At 72.8% G+C, this 14,390-nt stretch carries 18 protein-coding genes; 9 read left to right on the forward strand and 9 right to left on the reverse strand.

Features of this window, described 5'->3' with window-relative positions; translation table 11 throughout:
• Positions 1-325 precede the first annotated feature (325 nt).
• A complete protein-coding gene (locus AVW11_RS33430) occupies positions 326-1,648 on the reverse strand; it encodes an NsdA family TPR-like regulatory protein (protein WP_030840372.1) in 1,323 nt (440 codons plus the stop codon).
• 251 nt (positions 1,649-1,899) lie between these two features.
• On the opposite strand from AVW11_RS33430, the gene AVW11_RS33435 reads away from it, so the two are divergent.
• The 3 genes from AVW11_RS33435 to AVW11_RS33445 all read left to right on the forward strand — a co-directional run bounded on the left by AVW11_RS33435 (position 1,900) and on the right by AVW11_RS33445 (position 3,989).
• On the forward strand, positions 1,900-2,301 hold the full coding sequence (locus tag AVW11_RS33435; RefSeq protein ID WP_030840375.1) for a hypothetical protein: 402 nt from the start codon (positions 1,900-1,902) through the stop codon (positions 2,299-2,301).
• Positions 2,302-2,335: 34 nt separating this feature from the next.
• Positions 2,336-3,214, forward strand: a complete 879-nt coding sequence (locus AVW11_RS33440; protein ID WP_060180403.1) for a spermidine synthase — start codon at positions 2,336-2,338, stop codon at positions 3,212-3,214.
• 139 nt (positions 3,215-3,353) lie between these two features.
• Positions 3,354-3,989: a class I SAM-dependent methyltransferase gene (locus AVW11_RS33445; protein ID WP_076046903.1), complete on the forward strand. Its 636-nt coding sequence runs from the start codon at positions 3,354-3,356 to the stop codon at positions 3,987-3,989.
• 88 nt (positions 3,990-4,077) lie between these two features.
• Here the strand turns inward: AVW11_RS33445 and AVW11_RS33450 are convergent, their stop codons facing one another.
• On the reverse strand, positions 4,078-4,620 hold the full coding sequence (locus AVW11_RS33450; RefSeq protein WP_060180396.1) for a hypothetical protein: 543 nt from the start codon (positions 4,618-4,620) through the stop codon (positions 4,078-4,080).
• Between the two features lie 79 nt (positions 4,621-4,699).
• On the opposite strand from AVW11_RS33450, the gene AVW11_RS33455 reads away from it, so the two are divergent.
• The 5 genes from AVW11_RS33455 to AVW11_RS33470 are packed head-to-tail and all read left to right on the forward strand — an operon-like array spanning position 4,700 to position 8,361.
• Entirely contained in the window at positions 4,700-5,389 is a 690-nt protein-coding gene (locus tag AVW11_RS33455) for a response regulator transcription factor (RefSeq protein WP_030655573.1), read from the forward strand.
• A gap of 25 nt (positions 5,390-5,414) precedes the next feature.
• Entirely contained in the window at positions 5,415-6,815 is a 1,401-nt protein-coding gene (locus AVW11_RS33460; RefSeq protein ID WP_030840386.1) for a sensor histidine kinase, read from the forward strand.
• Positions 6,816-6,867: 52 nt separating this feature from the next.
• Entirely contained in the window at positions 6,868-7,032 is a 165-nt protein-coding gene (locus tag AVW11_RS37910; protein ID WP_167389262.1) for a DUF5993 family protein, read from the forward strand.
• Between the two features lie 2 nt (positions 7,033-7,034).
• Positions 7,035-7,685: a disulfide bond formation protein B gene (locus AVW11_RS33465; RefSeq protein ID WP_051699534.1), complete on the forward strand. Its 651-nt coding sequence runs from the start codon at positions 7,035-7,037 to the stop codon at positions 7,683-7,685.
• Between the two features lie 13 nt (positions 7,686-7,698).
• Positions 7,699-8,361: an NADPH-dependent F420 reductase gene (locus AVW11_RS33470; protein WP_060180394.1), complete on the forward strand. Its 663-nt coding sequence runs from the start codon at positions 7,699-7,701 to the stop codon at positions 8,359-8,361.
• A 452-nt stretch (positions 8,362-8,813) separates the two neighbouring features.
• Here AVW11_RS33470 and AVW11_RS33475 read toward each other — a convergent pair whose 3' ends face one another.
• The 4 genes from AVW11_RS33475 to AVW11_RS33490 all read right to left on the reverse strand — a co-directional run bounded on the left by AVW11_RS33475 (position 8,814) and on the right by AVW11_RS33490 (position 10,743).
• Positions 8,814-9,173: a hypothetical protein gene (locus AVW11_RS33475; RefSeq protein WP_031145337.1), complete on the reverse strand. Its 360-nt coding sequence runs from the start codon at positions 9,171-9,173 to the stop codon at positions 8,814-8,816.
• A gap of 367 nt (positions 9,174-9,540) precedes the next feature.
• On the reverse strand, positions 9,541-9,858 hold the full coding sequence (locus AVW11_RS33480) for a hypothetical protein (RefSeq protein ID WP_076046904.1): 318 nt from the start codon (positions 9,856-9,858) through the stop codon (positions 9,541-9,543).
• Positions 9,822-10,181 carry a hypothetical protein gene (locus tag AVW11_RS33485; protein WP_076046905.1) on the reverse strand — a complete coding sequence of 120 codons (360 nt, stop codon included), beginning with the start codon at positions 10,179-10,181 and terminating at the stop codon, positions 9,822-9,824. The genes AVW11_RS33480 and AVW11_RS33485 overlap by 37 nt, the downstream gene beginning before the upstream one ends.
• A gap of 61 nt (positions 10,182-10,242) precedes the next feature.
• A complete protein-coding gene (locus AVW11_RS33490; protein ID WP_076046906.1) occupies positions 10,243-10,743 on the reverse strand; it encodes a MarR family winged helix-turn-helix transcriptional regulator in 501 nt (166 codons plus the stop codon).
• Positions 10,744-11,041: 298 nt separating this feature from the next.
• Here AVW11_RS33490 and AVW11_RS33500 point away from each other — a divergent pair, with 298 nt between their 5' ends.
• Positions 11,042-11,311: an SDR family oxidoreductase gene (locus AVW11_RS33500; RefSeq protein ID WP_076046908.1), complete on the forward strand. Its 270-nt coding sequence runs from the start codon at positions 11,042-11,044 to the stop codon at positions 11,309-11,311.
• Here AVW11_RS33500 and AVW11_RS33505 read toward each other — a convergent pair.
• The 3 genes from AVW11_RS33505 to AVW11_RS33515 are packed head-to-tail and all read right to left on the reverse strand — an operon-like array spanning position 11,236 to position 14,344.
• A complete protein-coding gene (locus AVW11_RS33505; RefSeq protein WP_076046909.1) occupies positions 11,236-12,621 on the reverse strand; it encodes a GH1 family beta-glucosidase in 1,386 nt (461 codons plus the stop codon). The two genes, AVW11_RS33500 and AVW11_RS33505, sit on opposite strands and share 76 nt — an antisense overlap.
• Positions 12,618-13,442 (reverse strand): carbohydrate ABC transporter permease, encoded by an 825-nt coding sequence (locus AVW11_RS33510; RefSeq protein WP_030840404.1) that lies wholly within the window; start codon positions 13,440-13,442, stop codon positions 12,618-12,620. The genes AVW11_RS33505 and AVW11_RS33510 overlap by 4 nt, the downstream gene beginning before the upstream one ends.
• A complete protein-coding gene (locus AVW11_RS33515) occupies positions 13,439-14,344 on the reverse strand; it encodes a carbohydrate ABC transporter permease (protein WP_076046910.1) in 906 nt (301 codons plus the stop codon). The genes AVW11_RS33510 and AVW11_RS33515 overlap by 4 nt, the downstream gene beginning before the upstream one ends.
• Between the last annotated feature and the right edge of the window lie 46 nt (positions 14,345-14,390).

The raw sequence follows: 14,390 nt of genomic DNA on the forward strand, positions 1-14,390 counted from the left end.
CCCCCACCGCCGAGCAACCCCGCAGGGGCACCGCACCGCCCCACCCCCCGACACCGCCAAGCCCCCGCCACCGGCATGGTTCGGCTTCCGTCAGGGACCGCCACCGCTAACCCCGCCCCCCACACCGCCGAGTCCGTACATAGCTGCCCCCGCCAGGGAAACCGCCCGCGGCCACCGCCAACCCCCGCCGGGCGTGGCCCCGTGCGCCGTCGAGCCGCCGCAGGGCAGCCGGGCTGCCGCCAACTCCTGCCGGGCGCGGCCCCGTACACCGCCGAGCCGCCGTGGGGTAGCCGGGTCGCCGCCAACCCCCGTCGGGGGCGGGTGTCTATACCGGCGAGCCCCCCGCGGGGGAGCGGGTCAGGAACGCGCCCACGCGGGGCGAGCGTTGGTGGGGGACGAGGGCCGTGGCTGTTTCCGCGAGCATCGCGCGGACCCGCGTCGACTGGACCTCGGCCAGGAGGTCCAGTGCCCGCCCGCCCGCCCAGGCGGCCTCGTCGGGGGCGCCCGCCCGCGCCAGGTCACCGGCCAGCTCGGCGGTGTAGAGGGCCACGTTCCGGGCGAAGTGCGGATCCTGGAGGTCGGCCGCCCGCCGTGCGTGCCGGGCCGCGCGGGCGTGTTCCCCGAGCGCCGACCAGCAGCGGGCCTCCAGCGATTCCAGCTCCGCCTCCCCGAAGAAGGACATCCACTCGGGGTCGGCCTCCGCCGGCCCCCGGGAGAACTCCCGGTGGGCCCGCGCCAGAGACTCCTCGCACGCCTTGCGGTCGTCGAGGCCCGCCCAGCCGCCCGCCTCCCGCAGCGCCAGCAGGGACAGCAGCCGGGGTGAGCCGAGGGACGACGCGGCGCGGCGGCCCGCCTGGGCCGCGCGTACCGCCTCGCGGGCCCGACCGGTGTCCCGGGCCAGGAAGGACATGTTGCTGAAGGCGTGCGCCTCCAGGCCCGCGTCCCGCGCCACCCGGGCCGTGGCCAGAGCCTCCGCGTAGTGGGAGCGGGCGTCGTCGAAGCGGCCGGAGTCGTGGGCCAGCCAGCCGACCGAGACGGCCAGTTCGCCGGCGCCCGCGTGCAGCCTGTCCTCGGTGGACTGCCGCGTCGCCCCGGCGTCGAGCAGGGCGTAGGCGGTGCGCAGGGGTTCGGACGCCTTGCGGTACAGGGCGTCCGCCCCGTGCCGGTCGTCGAGCAGCCGGATCCGGCGTACCGCGTCCTCGACGGCCGCGGCCTCGGACTCGCCGGCGCGCGCGGGCAGCCGGCGGGTGTCGCCGAGCAGGGTGAGGCCGAGCGTCGCGGCCGCCACGGTCGCGGAGCCGCCCGCCATGAACGCGCGACGCAGCACGTCGCTCTCCTTGGCACTGGAAGGGGAACGGGGGACGTCCGGGCCGCGTTGCGCGGCGCGGCCGCGGACACTCTCGCGGGGGGAGAAGCCCAGGTCGGCCAGGGTGCGGCCGGGGAACATGTGGAGGAAGACCCGCTCGTAGGCGTAGTTGGGGCAGCGGATCTCGCCGGACTCGACCCGGCCGATGTAGCGCGCGTCGCAGGAAACCGTTTCTCCGATCTCCTTCGCCGCGCGTCGTACCAGGGCCGCGAACTCGGCAGGGGAGTGCTGCCCGCGCAGCCGCCGGAACGTGGAGTTGGGTGAGTGGGGGAACGCCGCCATGGACGTGACCTCTCTGGCAAGGAACGCAGCGCCGGTGCGGTGGCTGGTGCAGTTGGGCCCGGCGCGCCTGAACGTACCGCCAGCGACCGGGGTGTTCACACGATGTTTAGCTACAAAACGGATATCTCACCCGCGATCCGCCATGAACTGCCATCCTTTGCGGCGTCTTGGTGCCGCACCCGTTGACGTTCCCGTGCGTTGAACCCATGCGGATACGGATCGAGGAGGGGTTCCCCTTGGTGGAGGCCGGCATGGAGAGCACTGGAACGAACACCGCGCCCGGGCCCGGCGCGGCCCCGGACCTGGACCTGGTGACCGTGCCCGCGCGGCAGGGACTGGAGGCGGTGGACATCATCCGCCGCTCCGCCGGCCGGTCCGGCCCGGTGGGGCCCGTGCTGCACGACGGGTCCGGCGACACCCTCGGCTTCCTCGTGCCGCCCGGCACCGCCGACGCCTGGGACCTCCCCGGCAGTGCGTGTACGCAGACCGACGGGCGGGGGATGCGCTTCGGCGACGCCGTCTCGCCCACCGCGGGCGCCACGGGCTGGCTGCTCCCGCCGGAGGCGGTCGGGCCGGTCACCGACCCCGAGGTGCTGCGCGCGGCGCTCGGCGAGGCGGCCCGGCTGATCGAGGCCGCGGACAACTGCCGCTGACCGCTCCCGGCCGGCCGCCCCGCACAATGGGGTGGTGGCAGGCAAGGACAGGAACAAGGGCAGGCAGCGCGGGCGGGGCGGCGCGGAGGCGGTCGTCGGGCAGGTGGACGGCGGCCGGGCTGAGCTGGAGCCGGACCGCGAGCGCGCCGGCGCCTGGACCCTGCTGATCGACGGCGCCCCGCAGTCGCACGTCGACCTGGACGATCCCGCGTACCTGGACTTCTCCTACCAGCGGCGGATCGGCCACCTCATCGATCTCGCCGCGCCCGCCCGCCAGCCGCTGAACGTGGTGCACCTGGGCGGCGGCGCCTTCACCCTCGCCCGCTACACCGCGGCGTCCCGCCCCCGCTCCACGCAGCAGGTCGTGGAGATCGACGCCGCCCTGGTGGCCTTCGTACGGGAGCACCTGCCGCTGGACCCGCAGGCACGCGTCCGGGTCCGGGCGGTGGACGCGCGGGCCGGCCTGGCCAAGGTGCCGGACGGCTGGGCGGACCTGGTGATCGCGGACGTGTTCAGCGGCGCGCGGACCCCGGCGCACCTGACGAGCACCGAGTTCCTGGACGACGTACGCCGGGCCCTGGCGCCCACCGGGTGGTACGTGGCGAACCTCGCGGACGGGCCGCCGCTGACCCACCTGCGCGGTCAGATCGCGACGGCGGCGTCCCGGTTCACGGAGCTGGCGCTGGCGGCGGACCCGGTGGTGTGGCGGGGGAAACGGTTCGGCAATGCTGTGCTGGTGGCGGCCGACCGGGAGCTGCCCGTCGCGGAATTCACCCGGCGGGTCGCGAGCGACCCCCATCCGGGCCGGGTCGAGCACGGCCGGGCGCTCGCGGACTTCGCGGGCGGCGCGGCCCCGGTCGCCGACGCCGCCGCGGTGGCCTCGCCGCAGCCGCCGCCCTCCGCTTTCCGGTAGGAAGCGAGTCGGCCTCTTGTGCAGACCGGACTCCTGGAAGAAGATCGGGACTCCGGTCCCGGCGGGCGCTCGCGCGGTCCAGTGTGTGAACTCCCCACCGGGGCAGCCCCTTTGTGACGCGTTCAGGAAACGGCCGACGATGTCCGATCTCCCCGCTTCATCCGGTGCTCCGACCCCGAGCACGCCCAGTACCGCCACCTCCGACTACACGCGCAGGCTCGCCCGCCTGGAACGGTCCGGGCTCAAGCGGCTGCTGCCCACGCAGGCCCCCTACCGGTGGCACCTGCGGCGGCTCCGGCTGGGCCGGGTGCTCGACGTGGGCTGCGGGCTGGGACGCAACCTGGCCAACTGCGGACCCGACAGCGTCGGCGTCGACCACAACCCGCACTCGGTGCGGACCTGCCGTGAGCGCGGGCTGAACGCGTACACGCCCGACGGGCTGGCCGAGGCCCCGGACTGCGGTCCCGGCTCCTTCGACAGCCTGCTCCTCGCGCACGTGCTGGAACACGTCGAGGAGGGGACGGCGGCGATGCTGCTGGAGCAGTACCTGCCACTGGTCAGGCCGGGCGGGTCGGCCGTCATGATCACCCCGCAGGAGGTCGGCTTCCGCTCCGATGCCACCCACATCCGCTGGGTCGGCTTCGAGGAGCTGCGCCGCCACGCCGCGAAGGCGGGCGTGGCGGTCCGGCGGACCTACTCCTTCCCCTTCCCCCGTCCCGCGGGCAGGGTCTTCCCGTACAACGAGTTCGTGCTCGTGGGCACGGTCCCCGCCTGAATCCTCGCCAGGGCCGGGCCCCGCCGCGGCCCGGCCCTTTCGCGGCTTCACGGCGTCCGGCCCCGTCACCTCGTCCGCCCGCCCCGCCTCAGGGGTCGACGATCTCCACCAGCGGCGGGTGGTCGTGCCAGGTGCAGAACACCGACACCTCACGGCCGTCCCGGGTGAAGGTGACCCGGATCCAGAAGTCCTGCTTCCACACCTGCATCCGCCAGCCGGCCGCCGGCGTCGCCGAGACCAGCTCGGCCGAGGAGGCGCCCAGGGAGAAGGCGACACGGCCGCCGGAGACCGGATAGGCCTGCACCTTCCCCGCGCCCTGGCCGCTCGCCTGCTGCCCGCCGTCCGGGGTGGACGCGGGCTTCGGCGACGGCCTGTCGGACGAGGCCCCCGGCGTCGGCGACGACGCAGGGCCCGGCGACTGCGAGGGCGAGGCGGACGGGGACGGCGACGGCGACCCCTGGGGCTGCGCGCGCTGGGTCGAGGAGGACAGCGGCTGCCCGGTCAGCGGCACCGCGAGCGGCCGGTCGTACGCCGTGCCCGACATGACGGTGTGGACACCCCACCAGCACAGCGTCACCGCCGCCCCGGTCGCGAGCATCCACGCCATGGCATGCACAAGTCCTCTTCGCATCAGGGCACATACTGCACCACGCGCCCCAGAAGTGGCCCGACACCCCGTGCGGTCGCCCGGATGGGCTACGGTGCGGCCCATGGCAAGTGTGCTCGTGGTCGAGGACGACCAGTTCGTACGTTCCGCCCTCATCCGCCACCTGACCGAGGCCTCGCACACCGTGCGGAGCGTCGGCACGGCCCTCGAGGCACTGCGCGAGGTCGCGCACCACCGCTTCGACGTGGTCATCCTCGACCTCGGCCTGCCCGACCTGGACGGGTCCGAGGCGCTCAAGATGCTGCGCGGCATCACCGACGTACCCGTGATCATCGCCACCGCGCGCGACGACGAGGCCGAGATCGTCCGGCTGCTCAACGACGGCGCCGACGACTACCTGACCAAACCTTTCTCCGTCGAGCACCTCTCCGCCCGCATGGCCGCCGTCCTGCGCCGCGCCCGGGCCGCCGCCGGCGCCGAACCGCCCTCGCGCGTCCTGCGCGTCGGCGGCCTCGCCATCGACCCGCTGCGCCGCCAGGCCGAGCTCGACGGAGCCGTACTGGACCTCACCCGCCGGGAGTTCGACCTGCTCGCCTTCCTCGCCGGCAGGCCCGGAGTGGTCGTGGCCCGGCGCGAACTGCTCGCCGAGGTCTGGCAGCAGTCGTACGGCGACGACCAGACCATCGACGTGCACCTGTCCTGGCTGCGCCGCAAACTCGGCGAGACCGCCGCCCGGCCGCGGTACCTGCACACCCTGCGCGGTGTCGGCGTGAAGCTGGAGCCACCGCAGTGAGCGCCGTGACCGCAGTGATCCCGCGATGAGATGGGCCCTGGTCAAGGTGTGCCTCGCGGTCACGGCCATGGTGGTCGTGGCCTTCGCCGTACCGCTCGGGCTCGTCGTCCAGGAGATGGCCAGCGACCGGGCCTTCTCCAACGCCGAGCGGCAGGCCGCCACCATCGGACCGACGCTGTCGATCACCACCGACCCGACGCAGCTGAGCAAGGCGGTGGAGTCCACGCAGATGGGCGCCGCCCGGCGGATGGCCGTCCACGTGCCCGCGATCGGCGACAGCCGGCCGGTGAGCATCGGCGAGGGCCGGGCCGGAGAGCGCGCCGTCGCCGAGACCCGGCGGATGGGGCGCGCCACGACGGCCAAGCTGTCCGGCGGGGGCTCGGCGCTGCTCCAGCCGACCGCCCTCGGGTCCGGGGACATCGCCGTGGTGGAGATCTTCGTACCGGAGAGCGAGGTCAGCAACGGCGTCGCGACCGCCTGGCTGGTGCTGGCCGGCGTCGGACTGGCCCTGATCGTGGGCTCGGTCGCGGTCGCCGACCGGCTCGGCGCCCGGCTGGTCCGGCCGGCCGAACGCCTCGCGGACGCCGCCCACCAGCTGGGCGAGGGCCGACTCGGCGCGCGCGTCCCGGAAGCCGGCCCGAAGGAGCTGCGCTCGGCGGCCGTCGCGTTCAACTCCATGGCGGACCAGGTCGTCGAGCTCCTCGCCAACGAGCGGGAACTGGCCGCCGACCTCTCCCACCGGCTGCGCACCCCCCTGACGGTGCTCCGGCTCAACACCGCCTCGCTCGGGGACGGTCCGGCCGCCGAGCAGACCCGGGCCGCGGTGGAGCAGCTGGAGCGCGAGGTCGACACGATCATCCGCACGGCCCGGGAACAACGCCCGGCCACCGGCCTGGTCGGGGCCGGGGCGGGCTGCGACGCCTCCGAGGTGATCCGCGACCGGATGGCCTTCTGGTCGGCGCTCGCGGAGGACGAGGGCCGCGAGGTGCGGCTCGCCGGGGTGGACCGCACGGTACGCATCCCCGTGGCGCGGCCCGAACTCGCCGCCGCCCTCGACGCCATGCTCGGCAACGTCTTCCGGCACACCCCGGAGGGCACCCCCTTCGCGGTGGACGTCCACGACGCGGGCGACGCGGTGATCGTGCTCGTCTCGGACGCGGGCCCCGGCATCTCCGACCCGGACGCCGCCCTGCGCCGCGGCAACGACGGCGGCCGGGACGGCTCCACGGGCCTCGGCCTGGACATCGTGCGCCGGGTCGCGGAGTCGACCGGCGGCGACGTCCGGCTGGGGCGTTCGGTACTCGGCGGCACCGAGGTCCGCGTGTGGATCGGCCTGGACGGCCGGAGCACGGGCGGCCCGGGCGCGGGGCGGTCCGGCCGCGGCCGACGCGGCAACCGACGTAACCGGGGGCGCGCCACGCCGTGACCGGGGGCGCGCCTAGCAGGCGGGATGTCCTCGTCTCGGTACGGTCCGCGGCATGGACACCCTCATCTTCGGCGGGCTCCTCGCCACGCTGATCGCCATGTACCGGGAGACGTCCCGGATGGTCGTGCTCGGGGCGTGGTGGGTCATGCTCATCGCCGTCACCCTGCTGATGGCACACCACATCACCGGCAGCCTGGCCCTGACGCTGAGCTGGTGACGATGGCGACGATCGAGAGCCTCATCCCGGAAAGCACGCCCGAGGCCACCCAGCCGGGCAAGGTCCAGTACTGGTTCGCCTGCTTCTTCGCCATCGGCTGGACGGGCGTGGTGGGCGGCGGCCTCTTCTACCAGTTCGCGGTGCGCGAATACCCGTGCCCGCTGTGCGTCGTACAGCGGATGTACATGCTGCTGGCGGCGCTGGGAGCGGCGTACATCATCCGTACGGCGCTGCTGCGCGGCTCGGTGACCGGCCGCCACTACATGGCGGGCTGGGGCCTGACGCTGGTCGCGCTCATGGGGGGTTCCTTCGCGTCCTGGCGGCAGACGACGCTGCACATCCTGCCGGGTGCCAAGGGGTACGGGGGCGAGGTGTTCGGCCTGCACCTGTACACGTGGGCGTTGATCCTCTTCCAGGTGTCGGTGGTCGTCGTGGGCATCGCCCTGGCCACCGCGCACACGACGGCCGAGCACGGGGTTCCGGCGACCGGGCCGGGGCTGCTGCGGACGGCGGGACTGTTCGCGTTGTGGCTCCTGGGCGCGGTCATCGCCGTGAGCATGGTGGCCGTCTTCCTGGAAGAGGGCTTCCACTGGTTCCTGCCGGACGCCCCGAAGCGGTACCGGTTCTTCTCCGACATCGGGATCCTGGGCTAGGAAGGAAGCAGAGATGCGCTACGCAGTCCTCGGCACCGGCATCGTCGGCCGTACGGTGGCCGCCCGGCTCGACTCCCTGGGCCACCAGGTCGTCATCGGGACCCGGGACCCCGGCGCCACCCTGGGCCGGCCCGAGTACGCGGACTGGCAGGAGGTCCACCCGGGGGTGGGGCTGGCCGGGTTCGCGGAGGCCGGGCGGGACGGCGAGGTGCTGGTCAACGCCACCGGCGGGCGGGTCAGTGTCGCCGCGCTGACGCAGGTGGACGCCGCCCGGCTGGAGGGCAAGGTCCTGATCGACATCGCGAACCCGCTGGACTTCTCGGGCGGTTTCCCGCCCGGCCTGGACCCGGTGGACGACGACAGCCTGGGCGAGCTGCTCCAGCGGACGTTCCCGGGGCTGCGGGTGGTCAAGACGCTGAACACGATGAACTGCCAGATCATGGTGGACCCGGCGCGGGTCGCCGGCGAGCACCACGTCTTCGTCTCGGGCGAGGACGCGGAAGCCAAGAAGCTGGTGCGCGAGCTGCTGCACTCCTTCGGATGGCCGGAGGCGAGCGTCCTCGACCTCGGCGGCATCGAGACGGCCCGGGGCACGGAGATGCTGCTGCCGATCTGGCTCCGCCTGATGACCGCGCTCGGCCACACGGACTTCAACTTCCACATCCAGGGCGCCTGACGGGACGCGGCGCCGCCCGGCCCGCTGCGGCCCGGCCCGGACGGGGGCGCACATGTTGCCGCGCCCCCGGACCGCTGCGAAGTCCTCGCCGTAGGGCACGACCCCCTCCATGGAAGACCCCGCCGGCCGATGCCGACGGGGTCTTCGGTCTTCGCCGAAGCGGGGCCTCAGGGGTTCGCCTTGCGCAGAGGCTTTCCGTCACCCGAACGTATGAGGTCAGAGTCCGGAATTCAGGATCTGCAAGGCCGCGAAGAAAGCAGTCACTTCGATTTCTCGGCGGCGTTTTCTCCGCGGAGAAAACGCGCCTTGCTGAGCGCCAGAGCGTAGGCTCCGCCCAGGAGGAATGTCGCAACGTATTGCGCCCAGGTGACATCTTGAAAGGCCCGATTGGTTGCGACGAGCACGATTGCCCAAGCGAGAGTGAATGCAATCCTGGCCATGGTTTCCCTGTCTTAGGCGAGAGCCGCGAGGCAGCCGGTGGCCCCGGCGACAACGGTCTTCGCGGCTATGTCCTTCGCTACGTCCTTACTCACGAAGCGTCCGATGATCAGGGCTCCCGCCCCGCCGATAGCGCCCTTGAGCAGGCACTCCCTCACCATTTCGTTCATCTTGGTGTGGGACATCAGGTATGCGCAGTCCCCCTTGCTCTTGGACATGATGCACTTGGAGCGGGCTTCTTCGAGCGGGTTCACCTGGGCGGACTGGACAACGGGACGTGGGCCCGAGTCGGCGTGCGCGACGCCGACCCCGCCCGCCATGATGATGCTGGTCGCAACGGCTAAGGACAGCATGCCCGAAGTGAGCTTCTTCATTTGTTCAATTCCCCGATTCGTGAATGGTGCGACGCGGAGCTGGTCAGTATCCGCGCCTTCGATCGATTTGAATGTATCCGACAGGTACGTTTCTGAGAACCCTACTTGAGGAAACCCTGAGCTTGATCGGTATTTGCGTTTCGACGTGCCTGAGGGTGAATTCTCGCCACTCCGATGGAATTCGGACTCCTGCTTTCCGGCAGGCGGGACCCTGTCGCGGAGGCACACCTTCCGGCGAGCCCAGCCGGGACCGAGGTCAGGGCGAGGGCTGTGGAGGCTGTGACCGCGGCGCAGGCGACGGCGCAGGCGGCGCGGTGGCCGTGGGTGGCCGCCAGTGGGCCCGTGACGAAGCCGGCGATGGTGCTGGTCACGGCCATGGTCGCCCACACGAGCCCGGCCGCGCCGGCCTCGCCCAGAGACGCGGCGAGCGCGTTGAAACCGTGTTGGCCCCGCTCCAGGCGGCCCCCTGCGGCATGGGCATCGTGAACAGCAGGACCAGCCCGGGCGACCACAGCCGTACGCCGCCCCGCGCGCCGGTGGTCGGGAAGCCGCCGACCGGGCCCGGAGCGGTCGGGTGCACCGCGAAGAGGGTGCCGAACACCAGGACCAGCCCGGCCGCGAGGACGAGCGCCGAGGCGGGGTGCACGGTCACGGCCAGGACGCCGGCCAGCGCGGGGCCGACCATGAAGCCGACCTCGTCCAGGGTGGTGTCGAAGGACAGGGATGACCCGAGGAGTTGTTTGTCCCCGCCGGCCAGCCGCGCCCAGCGGCCCTGGCGAGCGGGCCGACCTGCGGGACGGTGAGCCCGGCTGTGGCGGCCAGCGCCAGGAGGACGGCCGCGACGAGGGCGAGGAGGGCGGCGGCGTTCGCTGCGCAGGCGAGGAGCAGCACGGGGCGGTGGCCGCGCAGGTCGGCGAGCCGGCCGATGACGGGCCGCGCGGCGGCGACGGGGGCCGCGTCGCCGATGCCGTCGCGTTCGGTGATGTGCCTGTTGCCCCGGACCGTCATGCCGCAGCGGCCCCTGCGGAAGCCCTCCCGCAGTCCGTTCCGCGGTCGGCTCCGCGGTGCGTCAGCCGGGCTCGCCCGAGGTCAGCCGCTTGGCCTGGGTGCGTCCCACCTCGGCGGCGCGGTGCAGGTAGTCGGCGATGACGGCGAGTTCGGAGTCGGAGTAGCTCTCCAGTACGGCACCGAAGGCGCGGCTCGGGGTGTCCCATGCCGCGCCGATGCGCTCGCGGGCCTCGGGGGAGAGGGAGACGAGGGAGCGGCGGCGGTCGTTCGGGTCGGTTCGCCGTTCCACGATGCTCGCTTTGACCAGCCGGTCGACGAGGCGGGTGGCCGACCCGGAGGTCAGGCCGGTGAGGCGGGCGATGTCACCGGTGCTGACGGGCCCGGGCTCCATGCCGAGGAGCGCCACGCACTGCATGTCGGTGGGGTGCAGGCCGACCGAGTCGGCCATGGCCTGGTTGAGGAGGGAGTAGTCGGCGTGGTGCCGCTGGCTCTCGGTGACGATGCGCGCGAGGAGTTCGGCGCGGCTCCACTCATCACCCGTACGGGGGGAATCGGTTGACATCGGATTCTCCGTGCTCCAAATTTATCTGTGTGACACAGAAGATGTCTAGTGCAGAGCCTGTGTCGCGTAGTCATCCTAGCGTCAGTCCACACCCTCCAGAAATGAGGACCAGCCATGTCCCTTCTCGTGACCGGCGGCCGTGCCCGTGGTGCCGTCGCCCGTGCTGTCGCCGGCCTCGTCGCGGCCCCCGGCACCCCGTACCCTCTGGGCTCCCGCGAGCGGGACACCCCCGACTCGGTCCACAGCGATCAAATCCGCCCCGGGCGCCGCCGACAGCCCGCTGTCGGCCACCCCTCTCGTGGTCGAGCAGGCCCTCTCGGCCTCCCCGCTGCGCACCACCCTGTCGCGGCCGGGGTCCTTCGCGGGCAACGCCCGGGGCTGGGACCGGTCGCTGAGGTCGGGCCGGCCGGGCCGCCTGCCCGGTCCCGGTGGCTACTGCGACCCCGTGCACCAGGCCGACCGCGCCGAGGCGGCCTTCGGCCGTCGGGGCGGCTACATGGCCCCCTTCCGGGCCAGCCGGGCGTACCAGTGGGCGCTGGAGCGCGGCGTGCGGACCTGGGTGTCGTAGTCGACGTGCACGATGCCGAAGCGCTTGCTGTAGCCGTAGGACCACTCGAAGTTGTCCAGCAGGGACCACAGGAAGTAGCCCCCCACCGGGGCGCCGTCCGCCAGCGCGCGGTGGACGGCGGCGAGGTGGGCCTCGAGGTAGGCGATGCGCTGCGGGTCGTCGAGGTCCGGGGCGTAGGCCGCGCCGTTCTCGGTGACCATCAGCTGCAGGCCGGGTGCCTCGCGGGTGAAGCGCATCAGCAGGTCGTACAGGCCGCTCGCGTCGATCGACCAGCCCATGTCGGTCTGTTCGCCAGGGGGCTGGTGGAAGGCCACCGTGTCCGCGGCGGGCCAGGGGGAGTGGGATGCGGCGCCGTGGCCGTCGGCGCGGGGGCCGTTCCCGTCCGGGGCGGCGGACACCACCGCCGGTGTGTAGTAGTTCACGCCGAGGAAGTCCAGCGGCTGGCGGATCAGTGCTTCGTCGCCGGTGCGCACGAACGACCAGTCCGTGAGGGAGGCGGTGTCGGTGAGGAGGTCCGGCGGGTAGGCGCCGTGCAGCAGCGGTCCGGTGAAGATCCGGTTGGCCAGTGCGTCGATACGGCGGGCGGCGTCCAGGTCGGCCGCCGAGCCGGTCAGCGGCCGCACCGCGCTGGGGTTGAGCGCGATACCGACGCGGGTGCGGGCCGGCAGGGCCGCCGCGGCCAGGCCGTGGGCCAGGTTGAGGTGGTGGGCGGCGCGCAGCGAGTCGACGGGGGAGGTGCGGCCGGGGGCGTGGACCCCCGAGGCGTAGCCGAGGAAGGCGCTGCACCAGGGCTCGTTGAGGGTGGTCCAGAGCTCCACCCGGTCGGCGAGCACGTCCGCGACCTGCTCCGCGTACTGGGCGAAGGCGTAGGCCGTCTCCCGCTCCGGCCAGCCGCCGGCGTCCTCCAGCTCCTGCGGGAGGTCCCAGTGGTAGAGGGTCACGCAGGGTTGGATGCCGTGGGAGAGCAGCTCGTCGACGAGCTTGTCGTAGAAGCCGATCCCGCCGGCGAGGACGCGCGGCCAGGACACCGAGAACCGGTAGGAGCCCAGCCCCAGTTCCGCCATGAGCCCGATGTCCTCGCGCCACAGCCGGTGGTGGTCGACGGCGACGTCGCCGGTGTGGCCGCCGTACACCTTGCCCGGGGTGCGGCAGAAGGTGTCCCAGATGGAGGGCCCGCGCAGGGCGGCCGCGCCCTCGATCTGGAAGGCCGCCGTGGCCGTGCCCCACAGGAACCCGTCGGGGAAGCGGAGCTCCCCGCCCGGATCCGTCGCCTGCGTCGGGTCAGTCGTGTGCGTCGGGGTGTCAGTCATCCCTTTACCGCTCCCTGCATGATGCCGCCGACGATCTGGCGGCCGAAGACGAGGAACACCAGCAGCAGCGGGAGCGTGCCCAGCAGCGCACCCGCCATGATCACGGACTGGTCGGGGATGTACCCCCGGCCCAGGCCGGTCAGGGCCACCTGGACCGTCGGGCTGCCGTTCTGGGTCAGCGCGACGATCGGCCAGAAGAAGTCGTTCCAGGACATGACGAAGGTCAGCATCCCCAGCACCGCCATCGCCGGCCGGGCCGCCGGGAAGACCACGTGCCACATGACCCGCAGGGAGCTGGCCCCGTCCGTGCGGGCCGCCTCCACCAGTTCCGTCGGCAGCGCGTGCACCAGGAACTGCCGCATGAAGAACACGCCGAAGGCGCACACCAGGGACGGCAGGACCACCGCTTGGAGCCGGTCGGTCCACGACAGCTTCGCGATCAGCATGTACAGCGGCACCACGCTCAGCTGCGGCGGGATCAGCATCGTGGCGACGACCATCGCCATCAGCATCCGGCGTCCGCGGAAGCGGAGTTTGGCGAAGGCGAAGCCCGCCAGGGTGGAGAAGAGGACCGTCCCGACGGTGACGGTGCCCGCCACGATCACCGTGTTCAGCAGGGCCGTGCCCATGTTGGCGTCGGTCCAGGCGATCTGCAGGTTCCGTCCCAGGTTCCCGCCGAACCAGAACGGCGGCGGGGTCTGGGCCAGGCGCGTGTTGGTGCGGGAGGCCGCGATCGCCGTCCACACCAGCGGGAAGAGCGAACCGGCGGTGAAAAGCCCGAGCACCACATAGGTGAGCCGGCCCGCGCGCAGCGATCTCATCGCGAGTCCCCCCGTCCGCGCAGCAGCCGCGCCGCCCCGGCGATCAGCAGCAGGATCAGGAACATCGCCCAGGCGATCGCCGAGGCCCGCCCCAGGTGCAGGTTCACCCAGCCCTGCTCGTACAGGTACAGCCCGAGCGTCTGGAACTGGTGGTCCGAGCCGCCCGTCGCACCCGCCCCGCCGTTGAACAGCAGCGGTTCACCGAACAGCTGGGTCGCCCCGATCGTCGACACCACGCAGGTGAAGAGGATCGTCGGCCGCAGCGAGGGCACGGTGACATGCAGGAACTGCTGCCAGCGCGAGGCCCCGTCCAGCGCGGCCGACTCGTACAGCTCGCCCGGCACGGCCTGCATGGCCGCCAGGTAGATCAGCGCGTTGTAGCCGGTCCACCGCCAGATCACGATGGTGGACACCGCCAACTGCGAGGCGAAGGTGCCGTTCTGCCAGTCCACCGCCCCGAAACCGACCGCCGAGAGCGCCCAGTTGATCATCCCGTAGTCCCGGCCGAAGAGCAGCACGAAGACGAGCGTGGCCGCCGCCACCGAGGTCGCGTACGGGGTGAGCACGGCGACCCGGAAGAACGCGGAGCCACGCAGCCGGTAGTTGAGCAGATGGGCCACGCCCAGCGCGATCGCCAGCTGCGGCACCGTGGAGAGCAGCCCGATGGTGACCGTGTTGCGCAGGGCGTTCCAGAAGAACTCGTCGTCCCACAGCCGGGTGAAGTTGCGCAGGCCCACCCACGTCATGCTGTCCGGGTCGGTCAGCTCCACCTGGTGCAGGGCCGCCCAGCCCGTGTAGAGCAGCGGGAACAGCCCGAAGGCGGCGAAGAACAGGAAGAAGGGCGCCACGAAGGCGTACGGGCTCCAGCGCAGGTCCCAACGGTAGCGGCGCGAGCGCCACACCTGGCCCGGCCGGCCCCGGCCGCCCCCCTCCCCCCCCCCCCCCCCC

Origin of the sequence: Streptomyces amritsarensis, from assembly GCF_001953875.1 — a bacterium.
GTDB classification, from domain to species: domain Bacteria; phylum Actinomycetota; class Actinomycetes; order Streptomycetales; family Streptomycetaceae; genus Streptomyces; species Streptomyces amritsarensis.

Bases quoted from the DNA above. Each gene is read 5' to 3' on its own strand.
- AVW11_RS33435 (WP_030840375.1), top strand. From the start codon at position 1,900: ATGGAGAGCACTGGAACGAACACCGCGCCCGGGCCCGGCGCGGCCCCG.
- AVW11_RS33480 (WP_076046904.1), bottom strand. From the start codon at position 9,858: ATGGTCGGCCCCGCGCTGGCCGGCGTCCTGGCCGTGACCGTGCACCCC.
- AVW11_RS33465 (WP_051699534.1), top strand. From the start codon at position 7,035: ATGGCGACGATCGAGAGCCTCATCCCGGAAAGCACGCCCGAGGCCACC.
- AVW11_RS33490 (WP_076046906.1), bottom strand. From the start codon at position 10,743: ATGTCAACCGATTCCCCCCGTACGGGTGATGAGTGGAGCCGCGCCGAA.
- AVW11_RS33475 (WP_031145337.1), bottom strand. From the start codon at position 9,173: ATGAAGAAGCTCACTTCGGGCATGCTGTCCTTAGCCGTTGCGACCAGC.
- AVW11_RS33505 (WP_076046909.1), bottom strand. From the start codon at position 12,621: ATGACTGACACCCCGACGCACACGACTGACCCGACGCAGGCGACGGAT.
- AVW11_RS33470 (WP_060180394.1), top strand. From the start codon at position 7,699: ATGCGCTACGCAGTCCTCGGCACCGGCATCGTCGGCCGTACGGTGGCC.
- AVW11_RS37910 (WP_167389262.1), top strand. From the start codon at position 6,868: ATGGACACCCTCATCTTCGGCGGGCTCCTCGCCACGCTGATCGCCATG.
- AVW11_RS33455 (WP_030655573.1), top strand. From the start codon at position 4,700: ATGGCAAGTGTGCTCGTGGTCGAGGACGACCAGTTCGTACGTTCCGCC.
- AVW11_RS33445 (WP_076046903.1), top strand. From the start codon at position 3,354: ATGTCCGATCTCCCCGCTTCATCCGGTGCTCCGACCCCGAGCACGCCC.
- AVW11_RS33450 (WP_060180396.1), bottom strand. From the start codon at position 4,620: ATGCGAAGAGGACTTGTGCATGCCATGGCGTGGATGCTCGCGACCGGG.
- AVW11_RS33430 (WP_030840372.1), bottom strand. From the start codon at position 1,648: ATGGCGGCGTTCCCCCACTCACCCAACTCCACGTTCCGGCGGCTGCGC.
- AVW11_RS33485 (WP_076046905.1), bottom strand. From the start codon at position 10,181: ATGACGGTCCGGGGCAACAGGCACATCACCGAACGCGACGGCATCGGC.
- AVW11_RS33460 (WP_030840386.1), top strand. From the start codon at position 5,415: ATGAGATGGGCCCTGGTCAAGGTGTGCCTCGCGGTCACGGCCATGGTG.
- AVW11_RS33510 (WP_030840404.1), bottom strand. From the start codon at position 13,442: ATGAGATCGCTGCGCGCGGGCCGGCTCACCTATGTGGTGCTCGGGCTT.